General features: G+C 55.0%; 16 protein-coding genes and 1 pseudogene. 9 read left to right on the forward strand and 8 right to left on the reverse strand.

Annotation, left to right across the window (positions count from 1 at the left end; genetic code table 11):
- The 3 genes and pseudogenes from HX846_RS02540 to HX846_RS02550 all read left to right on the forward strand — a co-directional run.
- Window positions 1–514 (forward strand): SDR family NAD(P)-dependent oxidoreductase (locus HX846_RS02540; RefSeq protein WP_178964923.1); only part of this gene is annotated, 514 nt, incomplete at its 5' end.
- 28 nt (window positions 515–542) lie between these two features.
- Entirely contained in the window at window positions 543–1,385 is an 843-nt protein-coding gene (locus HX846_RS02545) for a CmcJ/NvfI family oxidoreductase (RefSeq protein WP_178964924.1), read from the forward strand.
- A 245-nt stretch (window positions 1,386–1,630) separates the two neighbouring features.
- Window positions 1,631–1,914: pseudogene (locus tag HX846_RS02550) on the forward strand (Arm DNA-binding domain-containing protein); the annotation flags it as partial.
- A gap of 286 nt (window positions 1,915–2,200) precedes the next feature.
- Here the strand turns inward: HX846_RS02550 and HX846_RS02555 are convergent.
- A complete protein-coding gene (locus HX846_RS02555; RefSeq protein WP_087693310.1) occupies window positions 2,201–2,653 on the reverse strand; it encodes an Lrp/AsnC family transcriptional regulator in 453 nt (150 codons plus the stop codon).
- Between the two features lie 147 nt (window positions 2,654–2,800).
- On the opposite strand from HX846_RS02555, the gene HX846_RS02560 reads away from it, so the two are divergent.
- The 3 genes from HX846_RS02560 to HX846_RS02570 are packed head-to-tail and all read left to right on the forward strand — an operon-like array spanning window position 2,801 to window position 4,793.
- Window positions 2,801–3,418 carry a LysE family translocator gene (locus HX846_RS02560; protein WP_087693308.1) on the forward strand — a complete coding sequence of 206 codons (618 nt, stop codon included), beginning with the start codon at window positions 2,801–2,803 and terminating at the stop codon, window positions 3,416–3,418.
- Between the two features lie 24 nt (window positions 3,419–3,442).
- Window positions 3,443–4,276, forward strand: coding sequence for a 3-methyl-2-oxobutanoate hydroxymethyltransferase (gene panB / locus HX846_RS02565; protein WP_087693306.1), 834 nt, complete (start codon window positions 3,443–3,445; stop codon window positions 4,274–4,276).
- Window positions 4,277–4,307: 31 nt separating this feature from the next.
- Entirely contained in the window at window positions 4,308–4,793 is a 486-nt protein-coding gene (locus tag HX846_RS02570; RefSeq protein WP_087693305.1) for a MaoC family dehydratase, read from the forward strand.
- A 52-nt stretch (window positions 4,794–4,845) separates the two neighbouring features.
- On the opposite strand, the gene HX846_RS02575 is transcribed toward HX846_RS02570, so the two are convergent.
- The 7 genes from HX846_RS02575 to pyk form a co-directional block, all read right to left on the reverse strand.
- Window positions 4,846–5,562, reverse strand: coding sequence for a TerC family protein (locus HX846_RS02575; protein ID WP_077182840.1), 717 nt, complete (start codon window positions 5,560–5,562; stop codon window positions 4,846–4,848).
- Window positions 5,563–5,722: 160 nt separating this feature from the next.
- The gene (gene gpmI / locus HX846_RS02580; protein WP_087693303.1) at window positions 5,723–7,246 is read right to left on the reverse strand and encodes a 2,3-bisphosphoglycerate-independent phosphoglycerate mutase; all 1,524 of its coding nucleotides are present in this window, start codon (window positions 7,244–7,246) and stop codon (window positions 5,723–5,725) included.
- An 8-nt stretch (window positions 7,247–7,254) separates the two neighbouring features.
- Window positions 7,255–8,880, reverse strand: coding sequence for an NADP-dependent glyceraldehyde-3-phosphate dehydrogenase (locus HX846_RS02585; protein WP_087693302.1), 1,626 nt, complete (start codon window positions 8,878–8,880; stop codon window positions 7,255–7,257).
- Window positions 8,881–8,958: 78 nt separating this feature from the next.
- The gene (gene tpiA, locus HX846_RS02590) at window positions 8,959–9,756 is read right to left on the reverse strand and encodes a triose-phosphate isomerase (RefSeq protein WP_178964925.1); all 798 of its coding nucleotides are present in this window, start codon (window positions 9,754–9,756) and stop codon (window positions 8,959–8,961) included.
- 3 nt (window positions 9,757–9,759) lie between these two features.
- Window positions 9,760–11,061, reverse strand: a complete 1,302-nt coding sequence (eno, locus tag HX846_RS02595; protein WP_178964926.1) for a phosphopyruvate hydratase — start codon at window positions 11,059–11,061, stop codon at window positions 9,760–9,762.
- Window positions 11,054–11,215 (reverse strand): hypothetical protein, encoded by a 162-nt coding sequence (locus HX846_RS02600; protein ID WP_177409858.1) that lies wholly within the window; start codon window positions 11,213–11,215, stop codon window positions 11,054–11,056. Before HX846_RS02600 ends, eno begins: the two co-directional genes overlap by 8 nt.
- 14 nt (window positions 11,216–11,229) lie before the next feature.
- A complete protein-coding gene (gene pyk / locus HX846_RS02605) occupies window positions 11,230–12,678 on the reverse strand; it encodes a pyruvate kinase (protein WP_087694049.1) in 1,449 nt (482 codons plus the stop codon).
- Between the two features lie 309 nt (window positions 12,679–12,987).
- Between pyk and HX846_RS02610 the strand changes: the two genes are divergently transcribed.
- From HX846_RS02610 to HX846_RS02620, 3 genes are all read left to right on the forward strand, one after another.
- A complete protein-coding gene (locus tag HX846_RS02610; protein WP_178964927.1) occupies window positions 12,988–14,610 on the forward strand; it encodes a methyl-accepting chemotaxis protein in 1,623 nt (540 codons plus the stop codon).
- Between the two features lie 156 nt (window positions 14,611–14,766).
- On the forward strand, window positions 14,767–15,708 hold the full coding sequence (locus HX846_RS02615) for a GntR family transcriptional regulator (RefSeq protein WP_087694048.1): 942 nt from the start codon (window positions 14,767–14,769) through the stop codon (window positions 15,706–15,708).
- A gap of 20 nt (window positions 15,709–15,728) precedes the next feature.
- A complete protein-coding gene (locus tag HX846_RS02620; RefSeq protein ID WP_178964928.1) occupies window positions 15,729–16,367 on the forward strand; it encodes an aldolase in 639 nt (212 codons plus the stop codon).
- The last annotated feature ends 46 nt before the right edge of the window (window positions 16,368–16,413 follow it).

Below are 16,413 nucleotides of genomic sequence, written 5' to 3' on the forward strand. Positions count from 1 at the left end.
CAGCCAGCAGATCAGCCAGTTGGGCCCCCTCAAGGCCGCGATCTTCAACGTCGGCAACTCCGTCGCAGCGCCGACCCTGGAGTTGAGCGCGCAGTTGTTCGAGCAGACCTGGCGGGCATCGACCCTGGGTGGCTTCCTGTTTGCCCGCGAGGCCACCCGCTTGCTGCTCGACAGTGGTGGCGGCAGCCTGTTGTTCACCGGGGCTACCGCTTCATTGCGAGGCAAGCCACCGTTCGCCGCCTTTGCTGCCGCGAAGGCGGGCTTGCGCTCACTGAGCCAGTCATTTGCCCGCGAGTTCGGGCCACAAAACGTGCACGTCGCCCATGTGGTCATCGATGGCGCCATCGACGGTGAGCGCGTGCAAAGCCGGGCCCCGGATTACCTGGCGCGACTGGGGGAAGACGGTGCGCTGAAACTCGAAGACATCGCCGACGCCTATTGGTACCTGCACACCCAACCGCGCAGCGCCTGGACCCAGGAACTGGACCTGCGGCCCTTCAAGGAACCCTTCTGAAAACCGCCTCACGGCTGGAGGATTGTTCATGGGAACTCATCAGACTCATCTCGCCCCGCCATCGGTCATCGGCGAACTCAACTACCTGCTGGACACCGGCGAGCGACCGGTGAACTACACCTTCCCGCAGCCAGACGGCACACCCAAGCGCAACGGCGTGCTGGACCCCACCCAAGTGAGTATTCACAACGCCCGGTCGCTCGACGAACCGGCTTGTCTGGATCGCAACGGTTTCGAAAGGATCGACCACACCAGCTCGGTGCCTGACCTGGAAAACGATGATCAGGTCCGTGAACACTACTATCCGGAAACCGAAGCCTTGCTCAAGCAACAGACCGGTGCGGTGAAAGTGGTGATCTTCGACCACACCATCCGGGTGGACGAGCCTGGACGCGAGGACCGCGGGCTGCGTGAGCCGGTGCGGTACGTGCATAACGACCAGACCGAGCGCTCGGCGATTCGCAGGGTACGTGATCATTTGCCTGCGGATGAGGCTGAACAGCGGCTGCTGGAGCGGTTTGCGATTATTAACGTCTGGCGGCCGATTGGTGCGCCGGTCCTGAGTACCCCACTCGCCCTGTGCGATGCGCAAAGCATGGCCGAGAGCGACTTTCTGCCCAGCGACCTGGTGTATCCGGACAAGGTTGGCGAGACTTTTTCGGTCAAGGCCAATCCCGCACATCGCTGGTATTACTACCCGCAGTTGCGGCCGGATGAAGTGCTGCTGTTGAAGATCCATGACTCGCGTAGCGATGTTGCAAGGCGCAGCGCACATACGGCGTTTGATGACCCGACTACGCCGGTGGATGCACCGCCAAGGAGGAGTATCGAGGTGCGGGCGTTGGTGTTTTTTGGGAATGCAGGCAAATAAAAAGGCCGCGAGATAAATCTCGCGGCCTTTTTAAATTATATGGTCGGGACGGAGTGATTCGAACACTCGACCCCTAGCACCCCATCTCCTTTTTTATACATCTTGAAAGCTTCCAAAATTTTACTCTGGATTTTTCTAAGCGAGTATTTACTTGAGCTCCAGCGGTGTTCCGCTCTACGAGAGTCCAGTAACGTCCATCAAGAGCCGACGTTTTTGTGGGGGGAAAAGTAGGGGGAACCCATTTTATGGCCAAAATCACCATCAAAGAACTCGAGTCGCTGACCGTTAATGATGCCGGCCGGATACTCAGGGAGGATGGCAATCTCGCCGGTCGAATTTCAGCCCGTAAGGACGGTGTGTTGGTCAGCTTTTTCTCGCTATCGGTGGGGCGAGCAGAACAAAGAGTACGCCTGCGGCGTCTTGGCCGCGCAAATCCCTGGCGGACATCCGCAAGGCACGCAACCAGACCCGAGCACTTATTGATGAACAGATGAATCCCAACGGTACGCGGCGCCTTAGAAGCAATCAGTAGGAACGAAGCGTTTATCAATATGACACTCGCAGTGCTGATGGCGCCGGAGTGACTTCGTCTTCGAGTCAAAAGGTGCATGTGACTTAATTCCTCCGCCGGTAAAAGTATCCAAACAATCCCGTTGGGTGATTTCCTCAAAATTACTGCTGTAATTCAACCGTTGACGGCAAGCTCAGGCTGCTTTCACAGAATTTGGTTGTGTTGCGTAGACCTGTTGAATCCACAGCCAAAAACGGACCTTCGGCAGATCAAGCTCGTAGGTTTTCTACTCCCGCATTTCACGCTACAGCGGCAGAGGTCGATCCTGCACGACACGCTTCATAACAAGCGTTGAGGTCAATCGTTGAACATTGGGCAATGTCGAAAGGCTCTCATCGTAGAGCTGTTGAAAGGCCGGTAAATCCTGGGTGATGACATGCAGCAGGTAGTCCGGCTCGCCAAACAACCGCTGGGCATCGACCACTTGCGGGATATCGATGAGTGCCGTCTCAAACGCTTCGACAGCCTGCCTGTCGCCCTCACGCAGCGTGGCAAATACCATGGCGGAGAAGTTGAGCCCCAATGCACTCGGGTCCAGTTGTGCTCTGTAGCCAAGCAACACACCCGACTCTTCCAGTGCCCGCACCCGCCGGTGGCAAGGGGAAAGGCTCAGCCCCACGCGTTCGGCAAGCTCGGTGACCGATAGGCGACCATCTTTTTGCAACTCAGAAAGAATCTTGCGATCAATCCTATCCATTTAGAAAAATCTCCCATTCTTAAATGGTTTCATGACCATTTTTGAAAACAAATTCTAACAAGTTTTACTTATTCTTCTTCACACAAATTATTGTTGGAGCGGGACGATGCAAAGCGCGGTGTGTTATCTGCGGGAATGGGTAGCGCCATGACCTTAAGTATTTTCGTGGCCTTCTGGGCGGTGTCCATTTTGTTCGTCATCACACCAGGTGCTGATTGGGCTTACGCGATTTCGGCGGGGTTGAGGGGACGGGTAGTCATACCCGCCGTGGGCGGGCTGTTGTCCGGTCACTTGCTCGCAACGGTGATTGTTGCAGGTGGTGTCGGCACGCTGGTGGCGAACCACCCAGTTGCCTTGTCGGTACTTACCGTTACTGGTGCGGGTTATTTACTGTGGTTGGGCATCAACATGCTTGCCTGCCCTGCTACACCCCACGCAGATGACATTCAGGCATCGGGCTCATGGAAGCGCTGGGCGATCAAGGGCCTTTGCGTAAGCGGGCTGAATCCGAAGGTGTTTCTGCTGTTCCTGGCACTATTGCCTCAATTCACCGACGCTGCCGCTGCCTGGTCTGTGCCGATGCAGATGATTGCGCTGGGGCTCATCCACACCGTCAGTTGCGGCGTGATCTATCTGCTGGTCGGATTTGGCTCTCAGGTCGTACTGCAAGCACGTCCCGCAGCGGCCCGATTCGTCAGCCGTTTCTCCGGAGCGGCCATGATCATCATCGCCGTCGTTTTGCTCAGCGAGCAGATGCTCGGTTAATTCATTTTTCAGCGAGACAACCTCATGAGCGATCAGCCTTCCCCGTATGGCAACACCAAACCGACGACACGAGTCCGAATCCCGCATCTGAAGCAGATGAAAATTGAAGGCCAGAAATGGGCAATGCTTACCGCGTATGACATGTACAGCGCCGCAATTTTCGAAGAGGCCGGTATACCTGTCCTGCTGGTGGGCGACTCCGCGTCCAACAATGTCTACGGCAATGACTCCACGTTATCCGTCACCGTAGACGAACTGATTCCTCTGGTTCGCGCCGTCAGCCGTTCGACACGGCGAGCACTGGTGATTGCCGACCTGCCTTTCGGCTCTTATCAAGCATCGGCGGAGCAATGCTTCCACACGGCCGTGCGATTCATGAAAGAGGCCGGTGCGCAGGCGGTCAAACTCGAAGGCGGCATCGAAATGCTGCCTCAGGTCGAGAAGCTTGTTAGCTCAGGCATACCGGTCATGGCGCACATTGGCTTCACCCCCCAAATGGAACATCAACTGGGTGGCTACCGCGTCCAGGGCCGGGGCGATGATGCACAGCGTCTGATAGACAGTGCCAAGGCATTTGAAGCAGCAGGCGCATTCGCTATTTTGATTGAGATGGTGCCGGGGGATGTGGGGCGAGCAATCACTGAAGCCATTTCAATTCCTACCGTCGGGATTGGCGCGGGTAACCAATGCGATGCCCAGGTGCTGGTGTGGCAGGACATGGCAGGGCTGCGCACCGGTCGCCTACCGCGCTTCGTCAAACAGTACGCCGACCTTCGTTCGGTACTTCACACGGCAGCGAGCGACTTTGCACGCGAAGTCGGTGAAGGGACATTTCCAAGTCCTGAACATACGTTTTAACCGCCCACCCTCATCAATCCAGGGAGCCTTTATGAAGAGTCTGAGACAACGTGCCGCCGAAGGCCTCCAGGTCGGTGACCAGTTCACAATAGCCCGCTGTTTCTCAGATGACGATATCCGTCATTTCGCGCAGGTTTCCCGCGACTACAACCCGGTCCATTGCGACGCACGCTATGCACAGCTGCGTAAGTTCAAGGCACCCATCGCCCATGGACTTCTGACAGCTAGTTTAGTGACGGAGATTGGCGGGCAAATCGGTTGGCTGGCAACCGGGATGAATTTCGTGTTCAAGCGACCGGTTTACGCGGGAGAGCAGATCACCTGCCACTGGCTCATCGCGGACATCGATGAACGCGGCCATGCTAAAGCCGAAGTCAGGATAATGAATGCAGAAGGCATCACTGTAATGGAGGCAACAACTTCTGGTGTGCTACCTGGAACTGAAGAGCGTGAATGCCTCAAGCTGATGCTCTCTGAAGGAGATCCCACCAACGGTGCTGCCAATTCCATGAATTGATAGCTTGGAAATGGTCACTGAAGTGAGGCGTCCTTGCCCCGTTGTCACGATTTTATGCGGCCTTTAGCGTTCTGAACCGAATATTCAATGCCTCCACCGCCAGCGAAAAAGCCATGGCAAAGTAGACATACCCTTTAGGCACGTGTTGCCCCATGGCGTCCGCGATTAGCACAACTCCCACGACAATCAAGAATGCCAAGGCAAGCATTTTCAAACTTGGATGCTTGTCGATAAACGCACTGATAGCTCCGGCAGCCAGCATCATGATCAGCACAGCGACGACAATGGCGGCGATCATCACCGGTACATGAGAGACCATACCCACAGCAGTGATGACCGAATCGAGGGAAAACACGATATCGATGATCGCGATCTGAATAATCGTGCTCAGAAAGCCTGCGCCCTTCTTACCAAACGCTGACTCGCCCTCCTCGCCTTCTTCCAGCTCCTGAAAGATTTCGCTGCTGCTTTTCCACAATAGAAACAATCCACCAAAGAACAGAATCAAATCACGCCCTGAGATCCCTTGATCGAAGACATGAAAGAGATCAGCCGTCAGGCGCATGATCCAGGTGATGGACAGCAGTAAAAGAATGCGGGTGACCATGGCCAACGCCAGGCCAAAGAAACGTGTTTTCGGCTGCATGGCCTTGGGCATTCGGCTGACCAAAATTGAAATCATGATGATGTTGTCGATACCCAGGACGATTTCCAACACTGTCAGGGTAAAAAACGCGATCCAGATTTCCGGATTGAGAAACCATTCCATAACGTCAAAACTCTCGATTGCTCAGAAAAAAAAAGGCACTGCCAAAAGTGGCAATGCCCGCATGCTCAGATGAGCGAGTCGTGGTAAGCCGCATCGCCTCGACGGGGGCGACCAAACCAATCGTCGGTACGGCGATGCACTGATGGCACCTGTCAGCCAATCAGACGGTAAGAAGCGACTTGCCATCCATCTCTGACGGAATCGGCACATTCAGCATCTGCAACAAGGTTGGCGCGATATCGCACAGCCGGCCGCTCTTCAGCCCCTTACGATTGTTTTGCTCACTGACCAGAATCAGCGGAACCGGATTCAAGGTGTGAGCCGTGTGTGCCTGACCAGACTCGACGTCGAGCATTTGTTCGACGTTGCCATGGTCGGCTGTAATCAGGCATTCGCCACCTGCGGCGAGCGTCGCCTCAACCACCCGGCGCAGACAGTCATCAAGCACTTCTACGGCCTTTACAGCAGCGTCAAAAGACCCGGTGTGACCCACCATGTCACCATTGGCATAGTTGCAAACGATCAGATCGAATGTGCCGCCGGCGATAGCGTTGACCAGTTTGTCCGTCAACAGGGGGGCGCTCATCTCAGGCTGGAGATCGTAGGAAGCAACGTCCGGTGAAGGAATCAGGATCCGCTCCTCCCCCTCGAAAGGCTGCTCTCTACCACCGTTGAAAAAGAACGTCACGTGGGCGTACTTCTCGGTTTCGGCAATGCGCAATTGTGTCTTCCCAAGTCTGGCCAAGTGTTCCCCCAAGCTGTTGTGAATAGCTTCGGGAGGGAATGCACAGAGGCAACTCAGCTCTTCGGAATACTGCGTCAATGTCAGCAAGCGATCCTTGTCCAGCACGAAAGGACGCTCGAACATCGGGAAATTCGGCTGGATCAACGCCTGGCTCAATTCCCGCGCCCGGTCGGGGCGAAAGTTCATGAAGATCATGGCGTCATCGGCACCGACACTCACGGATTGTCCAATCGTGGTCGGCTTGACGAACTCATCCGACTCCCCACGTTCGTAAGCGGCAGACAAGGCTTCAGCAGCTGTTTCAGCCTGCTGTTCGGCGTCAGCGCAAACAATCAGTCGGTAGGCCGATTCAACGCGAGGCCAGCGGTTGTCGCGATCCATTGCATAGTAGCGGCCGACCAGTGAAACAATGCGCCCGGCCCCCTGTCTCGCGAACGCGCTTTCCAAGGCTTCCAGTGAGGCTAAAGCGCTCTTGGGCGGCGTGTCTCGGCCATCGAGAAAGCCATGCACATAAACTTTCTCGACACCCTGCTCAACCAGGCAACCACAAGCCGCGATAATCTGATCGATATGACTATGCACTCCGCCCGGAGAAAGGAGCCCCATCACATGCACAGCACCATCGCGACTCTTCACCCCTTGGAGCAACGCCTGTAGTGCCGGGTTTTGTGAGAACTCTCCGTCCGCGAGCGCTTTATCAATTCGGGTCAGACTCTGGTAAACCACCCGCCCCGCACCGAGATTCATGTGGCCAACCTCGGAGTTCCCCATCTGACCTTCTGGCAGTCCAACAGCAAGACCTGACGTTTCGATCTCGCTGTGGGCGAAACGCTTAAGCAGCGCATCAAACGTCGGCTTTCTCGCTGCGGCGAAAGCATTCGATTCAGTAGCCTGCCGAATACCCACGCCATCAAGAATAATCAAAGAGCGCGCAGTCATCTTGCCCCCTAGAAGATGTAGTCAGTGGTCAAGAAGCTCGACGCACGATTGCGAATAATGTCGCTGACCAGTTCCTTGTTGCTTTCCTGGAACTTGGTGGCGACAAGCGTGCGAATGGAGAACACGCGCAAGGCGTCATGAACGGATAGCGTCCCTTCGGCAGAGTTTTTGCGACCGTTGAATGGAAAGCTGTCTGGACCGCGCTGGCATTGTGCGTTGATGTTGATACGCCCCACCTGATTGGCGAAGGCATCGACCAACCTGCCCACTTGCGCGGAATCCTTGCCGAAAATACTGAGCTGTTGGCCGAAATCCGAATCCAGGACGTATTCGATGACTGTGTCCAGATCGCGGTAAACCACCACTGGCACCACCGGGCCGAACTGCTCCTCGTGGTACACGCGCATGTCAGATGTCACTGGGTACAACAAGGCTGGATAGAAGAATGTTTCGCAGACTTGACCGCCACCCGCATTGACGACTTTGGCGCCTTTGCTGACAGCATCGGTCACAAGACCGGTGAGGAAATCAGTCTTGCCGGGCTCTGGCAGTGGCGTTAAAGCAACCCCTGCCTCCCAAGGCATGCCCGGTTTCAGCTGGGCAAGCTTCGACTGAAATTTATCGAGGAAGGCATCAACGACGTTTTCATGCACAAAAAGAATTTTCAGCGCCGTGCATCGTTGGCCATTGAAAGACAGTGAACCGGTAACGGCCTCTGAAACGGCGTTATCCAAATCGACATCAGGCAGGACGATGCCTGGGTTTTTCGCATCCAGGCCAAGTGCTGCACGCAGGCGGTGCGGCTTTGGGTGCAGCTTTTTTAGATCACTGGCAGCCTTGTTGGTACCGATGAACGCGAAGACATCGATCTTGCCGCTGGCCATCAAAGCGCTGACAGTTTCTCGGCCACTGCCGTAGATGATGTTGATGACCCCTGCCGGAAAGCTGTCACGGAACGCTTCGAGCAGAGGTCGGATCAGCAAAACACCGAACTTGGCGGGTTTGAACACCACGGTATTGCCCATGATCAAAGCCGGGATCAACGTAGTGAACGTCTCGTTCAGGGGATAGTTGTAAGGCCCCATGCACAGAGTCACACCCAAGGGAACGCGGCGAATCTGTCCCAAGGTGTCTTGCTCAAGCTCGAAACGGCTTGAACGACGATCCAGTTCCTTCAGGGCATTGATGGTGTCGACGATGTAATCACAAGTGCGATCGAACTCTTTCTCCGAGTCCTTCAGGTTCTTGCCGATCTCCCACATCAACAACTTCACCACGGCTTCGCGCTGTTCGCGCATACGCTTGAGGAAAGCCTCCACGTGACGGATACGCTCGACCACACGCATCGTGGGCCAGGCGCCTTGACCACGATCATAGGCCTGCACCGCAGCATCCAATGCGGTCATGGCAGTCTGCGCATCAAGAAGCGGTGTACTGCCCAAAATGACTGACTCGTATCCCGACTCTTTCTTCAGGCACACAGGGCTACGGACCGGAGCTATTGGACCGTCCCACAATTGCAACTCACCATTGACGAGATAGTCGCGCTGTTCGATGGCCGGTCCTGGACGGAAAGCGGCGGGGATTTCGTCAGCACTCGGAAACAGTGCTTCAAGTCGATTGTTCAAAGTCATTTTTATACCTCGGTGCCTGCACCAGGCGCTGCCCGTAAACAGTGAATGGATACGCAGCGCCTACACATTGAAAAGAATTCAGATCGCGATAGATTCGGTCGTTGGGTTGGCCTCAGCTGCCCTGCAAATGGCTGCGAAAGACATCGCATCCAGAGAAGCTCCGCCGATCAAGCCGCCATCGATATCGGGTTGATTGAACAGTTGCTCGGCGTTGTCGGCCTTGACACTTCCACCGTACAAAATCCGGCAATCAGCGGCGGCTGCGCGGTCTTCGTCAGCCAACCACTGGCGGATGTGTCGATGCACTGCTTGCGCCTGCTCTGGCGTCGCCGTTTCACCGGTACCAATCGCCCAGACAGGCTCGTAGGCAATGACGCCTTTAACCAGATCATGAATGCCAACAGCCTTCAGTACCGCGCTCAACTGTGTGGTGACGATCGCTTCAGTTTCGCCGCCCTGACGTTGCGCCAGGGTTTCGCCCACACACAAAACCGGAATGAGCCCAGCGCGAAGCGCAGCAGCAAATTTCTCTGCCACCAGGTCATCGTTCTCTGAGTAAAGTGCCCGGCGTTCCGAATGCCCGACCAACACGAAGCGGCAGCCGATGTCGTGGAGCATCGAAGCGCTGACTTCACCGGTATGAGCGCCTGATAGCTGGGAGCTAAGATTCTGAGCCCCCAGCGAAACGTCTGAATCATCCAGCAAATCAGCGACCGTCGTCAGGTAGGGAAACGACGGGCAGACTGCTACTTCAACGCTTTCAAAACGCGAAATCACCGGAAGTACGCTACGCAGCAATGACGCATTGGCAGTGCTGCTCCCGTTCATTTTCCAGTTGCCGATCACCAGCTTTTTTTTGTTCGAAGAGGTCTGCATGATTCAGGCTTTCCTGTTCAAAAGCGCAGCGGCGTTGTAAGGCGCTCGCTCCTGCAAGGCCTCTTCAATGCGCAACAAACGGTTGTATTTACCTACACGATCCGAGCGGCTGAGGGAGCCTGTCTTGATCTGTCCCGCGCAAGTGGCGACGGCGAGGTCGGCAATGGTGGTGTCCTCGGTCTCACCCGAACGATGGGAAATGACTGCGGTGTACCCGGCATCTTGCGCCATGCGGATGGCGTCCAGCGTCTCGCTGAGTGTTCCAATCTGGTTGAATTTGATCAGGATCGAATTACCGATTCCTTTCTGAATTCCTTCTCGCAGTATTTTGGTGTTGGTTACGAACAGGTCGTCACCCACCAATTGCAGGTGACCCAGTTTTTGAGTCAGACCTGCCCAGCCGTCCCAATCGCTTTCGTCCATCCCATCTTCAATAGAAATAATCGGGTATTTGTCACAGAGCATCGCCAGGTAATCAGCGAAGCCTGCCGAACTGAATGCCTGATCTTCACCGGCGAGCACATATTGACCGCCCTCGTAAAACTCAGAGGCAGCACAATCGAGTGCCAGGGTAATGTCTTTTCCCAGCTCGTAACCCGCTCTACTGACTGCTTCCTTGATAACAACCAGCGCTTCTTCGTTGGAGGCCAGGGAAGGAGCAAAACCACCCTCATCCCCCACCGCGGTGCTCAGGCCACGCTCCGACAACACTTTCTTCAAGGAATGGAACACCTCGGCGCCCATGCGCAGCCCTTCCCGGAACGACGATGCTCCGACTGGCTGAATCATGAACTCCTGAATATCAATGTTGTTATCGGCGTGCTCACCACCGTTGATGATGTTCATCATCGGAACCGGCATGCTGAACTTGCCCGGCGAGCCGTATAGCGCAGCCAAATGTTCGTATAAGGGAATGTTCTGAACCTTGGCAGCCGCTTTGGCGGTCGCCAGCGAAACGGCAAGAATCGCGTTGGCTCCCAGAATGCTCTTACTTTCCGTGCCATCCAGGGCGATCATGACATTGTCGATTTCGCGCTGATTCAATGCATCCAGTCCGATCAGGCACTCGCGGATCGGGTTGTTTACATTCTCGACTGCCCGCATGACACCTTTGCCCATGTAGCGCGATGCGTTGTCTCGCAGTTCAAGCGCCTCACGTGAACCGGTCGAGGCACCAGAGGGGACGCTGGCGGTGGCCGTCACTCCATTCACGAGAGTTACCACGGCTTCAACAGTCGGGTTCCCTCGCGAGTCCAGAATTTCCCGAGCGATGATTCGTTGTATTTGGCTGTTCTTGTTAAGCATGGTTTTCCCCCTTCGGATGGTTCGGAGCTAACGTGTCGTCGCTCTGCGACGTCAGTAATTCCTGCTGCTCCGCGTACTGCTCACGAAAATTGAAATCTCTTGGCCACGATTCACTTTCAGTCGAGTCCTGGTCTACTGAACTGATCTCACTCATCAGTGCTTCCTCACTCAGCGAATGGCTTCACCGACACACACGACTCGAAGGGAGTTAGTGCCGCCTTGGGCGTTGGCGTAGTCGCCTTTGGTAATCAGAACGTGATCGCCAGCCTTCACGACGCCACGCTGGGTCAGCTCCGCAACGGCCTTCTCGTTCACCAACTCTGGGGCGAAATCATCGCTGTCGAAAGGAATGGTGGTGACACCACGGAAAAGCGTGACCCGATTCTGAGTAGCCAGATTGCGAGAAAACGCAAAAATGGGCAGATGTGAGCGAATGCGCGACATCAAACGAGGGGTATCGCCGCTTTCCGTCATGCAGATAATGGCTTTGACGCCATGCAGATGGTTCGCTGCATACATTGCCGACATGGCAATGGATTCATCGATCTTGTGGAACACTTGATCGACACGATGCTTGGAGCGATGGGACTGAGGGTGCTTTTCCGCACCGATGATAATCCGGTGCATGGCCTCAACCGTCTCGATCGGATAGGCACCGGCCGCAGTTTCAGCGGAGAGCATCACCGCATCGGTCCCATCGAGCACCGCATTGGCAACGTCGAAAACTTCAGCGCGGGTCGGCATTGATTGAGTGATCATCGACTCCATCATCTGCGTCGCCGTGATTACCACGCGATTCAGCGTGCGGGCACGGTCGATAATCAGCTTTTGCACGGCAACCAATTCTGCGTCGCCAATCTCAACACCTAGATCGCCACGAGCGACCATGACACCTTCCGACGCTTCAATGATCGCATCCAGAATGCGTAGGTCATTGACGGTTTCTGCGCGCTCAATCTTGGCGATCAGACCTGCCTGCCCTCCTGCTTCATGCAGCAGTCGACGAGCCAACTGCATGTCCGACGCATCGCGCGGGAACGACACGGCGAGGTAATCCACCTGCATTTCTGCGGCAGTCTTGATATCGGCGAAGTCCTTCTCCGTCAGTGCCGATGCAGACAACCCGCCGCCTTTACGGTTGATGCCTTTGTTGTTCGAAAGCGGCCCGCTGACCAGGACTTCGCAGATCAATTGTGTGGCCTCGACCTTCAAGACCTTAAGCTCAATTCGCCCATCATCAAGCAGCAGAATGTCGTCTGGGCGGCTATCGGTAATCAGCGCTTCGTAGTCAATACCGACTCGCTGCTTGTCCCCCGCATTCTTGTCCAGAGAAGCGTCGAGAACGAACTGCTGACCCTTTTCGAGGATCACTTTTCCTTCAGCAAACCGCGCAATTCGAATTTTCGGACCTTGCAAATCTGCCAGCACCGCCACGAAGCGACCGTGCTTGGCAGCCAACTCACGGACCAATCTGGCACGGGCAATGTGATCCTCAGCCTTGCCGTGGGAAAAATTCAGACGCACGACATCCACGCCCGCTTTCACCAATCCCTCGATGGCTTCGAATGATTCTGTTGCTGGCCCTAACGTGGCCACGATCTTGGTTCTGCGCTGCATGACAGATGCTTCCTCGAACAGGGTTTTATTATTGAATGCAAAGGAATTCCGGATTCTGTTTATGGCTATTAGCGTGTAAATAACCAATCAGAGCAAAGCAATCTGATCGGTCGCCCTAACAACCTCGGCTCGATTAAATCCTTTAAACCTCATAGGTTCTGCCTTACACACAAATCTTCGAGGTGAGCTGTCTAGAAAAATCGCCTAAAAAATATTGGCACATTGACACACCAAAATGCAATACTATTTTAATCAGCACAAATACACGCATCCGGCCAAGACCCGGATCCTGCCAAAGGGACAATGCTCATGCTGCCAAGACACCTCTCAATCGCCAGTCGAATGGTTCTCGGGTTTTTCATCATTGCTGCGCTGAGCGTCGCCCTGGGGGTATTCGCACTGCGGCAGATTGACGAGGTGCAAGATCAATCGATCCAAATCAAGGACAACTGGCTTCAGCGAGTCCGTGCGTTAGGTGCCGCGAGTGCCGCACTGAATCGCTATCGGATGGGATCGATGCAGCACATCCTTTCGGTCAGCGAAAAAGACATGCAGTCCTACGAGGACAAAACCGCCGGGCGGTTACAGCAAGTTCGGGAGCAAATGCAAACCTACGCTCAATTGCTGATCAGTGATGAAGACAAGGGCCGTTTGAGCGCGTTCAACGCCAGCCTGGAGGTGTATGCAAAGAATCACCTCGAATTGCTCAAGCTATCTCGTCAAGGCGATAAGCCCGGGGCAAGGGAGTTTTTGATGACCATCAGAGACTCATACGACCAGATGACCAAGAACTTCGATGACCTGATTGATCGCTCGAACCAAGGGGCAGAAGCCGCGGGTAATCAATCAATCGATGCCTATCAACGTGCTATCAGAGGCGTGGTGCTGGTCATCATCATGGTTGGCATCGGCACAATTCTGGTGGCGTGGCTACTGACCCGTAGCATCACTGCACCGCTGAATGAAGCCGTAAGAGCGGCCAGAACAATCGCCGAGGGTGATTTAAGTAAACCGATCCAACCAACCGGTAATGATGAAGCCACTCGCCTGCTCGAATCTCTGGCGACCATGCAGAACAACCTGATCAAAACCCTGAGTCAAATCTCAGGATCTTCGAAGCAACTGACCTGCGCCACCGCTCAACTGAACACCGTCACAGCGGCGTCAGGCCAGGATATTCATCAGCAACATGCAGAGATCGAACAGGCAGCCACGGCAGTCAATGAGATGACAGCAGCCATTGAGGAGGTGGCCCGTAATGCGCTGTCGACCTCAGAGTTGTCACTGGCTTCCCGGGACATTGCTCTCCGCGGCCAGCAGCGCATGGTAGAAACCCTCGGTGCAATCGAGACACTCACCCGAGACGTGCAACTCAGCTCAAAACAAGTGGAAGGTCTGGCGGATCAGGCACAAGGCATCGGCAAGGTTCTGGACGTGATTCGCACGATCGCCGAACAAACCAATCTGTTGGCGCTGAACGCTGCCATTGAAGCAGCGCGGGCGGGTGATGCGGGGCGAGGATTTGCTGTGGTCGCCGATGAAGTCCGTGCGCTCGCTCACCGTACCGCGCAGTCCACGCGAGAAATTGAAGACATGATCAGCGGGATCCAGAGCGGAACGGATACTGCCGTGTCGACCATGCTCAGCAGCAGTGAAAACACCCGCCTCACACTCTCTTTAGCCCAGTCCACCCAAAGTGCTTTGGCAGAAATCGTGGCCGCCAACGACGACATCAACCAACGAAATTTGATGATCACGACGGCGACTGAGGAACAAGCCCATGTTGCGCGTTCGGTCGACCAGAACTTGCTCAACATCCGAGACCTGTCTGTTCAATCAGCCACAGGCTCACAACAAACCACCAGTGCGTCTCAATCCCTCGGGTTGCTGGCCCTTGAGCTGAATTCCATGGTTCAACACTTCAAGATGTAGCGGAGGCAACCGTGCAATTTTTTGCATAATGCCACGTTAAAAAGTAGTCACGCGCGACAAAACCTGATCGAATCAAGGTATGCCTCATTTGATCTCACATTCCTGGTCCTACCGGTTTGTGTTTGTCGCCACCCCCTTTTGTAAGTGATCACAGATATGGCCTCAAGCGCCCTCGTACAACGAATCGCTGCCGAAATCCGGCAGAAAATCCAGACCGGCGAGCTATCGCTGGGCGCTCACCTGAGTGCACAAAAAGTCGCCGACGAATTCAACGTCTCACGCTCTCCGGCGCGCGAAGCACTGGTCTTGCTCTCGGAGCAAACTGTCCTTGAGCAACTTCCCAATCGCGGGTTCTTCGTACTGGAATCAGTGCAGGATCCTTCGCAAATCCAAGACGAGGTACTTCCTCTTGAAGAGCCGGACGAATACTACCGACTCTCGGAAGACTGGCTGAACAACGCAATCCCGAGTGAAGTGACGGAGCAGTTTCTGCGCACTCGCTATGACCTGACAAAAGCCCAAGTCATCGACATTCTCAATCGCGCCGCCAAAGTCGGATGGGCTGAGCCAAAACCGGGTTACGGCTGGCGTTTTCTGGAAGTGGCGAAGACACCGGAAACCCTTGAACAAATCTACAAGGTGCGCTCGCTGATCGAGCCAGCGGCACTGTTGGAGCCGACCTACCTGCACGATTTGTCCAAGCTCCAACGTCTAAAAAAAGAACAGCAGGACATGCTCAATGGTGGCATCGATAGCCTGCCGGCAGATGTCCTCTTAAAAAATGGTATTCGCTTCCACGAAGAATTCATCAAGCTCTCTGGTAACCCGCTGTATCACATGATCCTGGTGCAGATGAACAACATGCGGCGGCTGATCGAATACCGCTCAATGATCGACCGCAAGCGACTCTACAAGCAATGTGCCGAACACATTCGGATGATCGAACTGGTGGAACAGGGCAATAACCTGGAAGCCGCACATTTGATGAAGCAGCACTTGAGCGGCTCTTTTGCTCACAAATCGCCGATCCTGAAACTGCGATCGGAGTCCGCCGAAATTACCCCCTCACTTTCAGGCCTCAACACTGGCCCCACATAACTACTCGAGGAGAGCACACGTTGAGTACCGAAGAGCAACTACGCGAAGAAATCTGCATTGTCGGAAAAAGTCTCTATGACCGCGGTTATACCGTGGGCAGTGCAGGCAACATCAGTGCACGTTTGGAAGATGGCTGGTTGATCACCCCCACCGACGCCTGCCTGGGAAGATTGACGCCGCAAGAGATCGCAAAAGTCAGCAAGGACGGCACTTGGGTCTCGGGCAGCAAACCGTCCAAGACCCTGGAATTGCATCGCCAAGTGTATGACCGCAACCCTGAAGTGAACGGCGTGGTTCACACCCATTCGACCTCGCTCGTAGCGCTGACACTTGCAGGGGTCTGGAACAACAACGATATCCTTCCACCCTTGACGCCTTACCAAGTCATGAAGGTTGGTCACATCCCATTGATCGCTTATCAGCGTCCCGGCTCTCCAGATGTGGCTGTGCAAGTGGCGCAATTAGCCAACACTGTGCGAGGCGTGATGCTGGAGCGGTTGGGCCCTGTCGTTTGGGAAAGCTCTGTGTCGAAAGCCAGCTTTGCGCTGGAAGAGCTTGAGGAAACGGCCAAGCTTTGGATGATGAGCAATCCCAAGCCTGCACCGCTGGGCGAAGAGGCAATTGAAGACTTGCGCCGGGTGTTCTCTGTTAAGTGGTAATCCCTCTTTCCGCCAAAGCGGCCCTTGAGCACGGAGCAGACAGTGT

Origin of the sequence: Pseudomonas sp. K5002, assembly GCF_013386655.1 — a bacterium.
Classification (GTDB): domain Bacteria; phylum Pseudomonadota; class Gammaproteobacteria; order Pseudomonadales; family Pseudomonadaceae; genus Aquipseudomonas.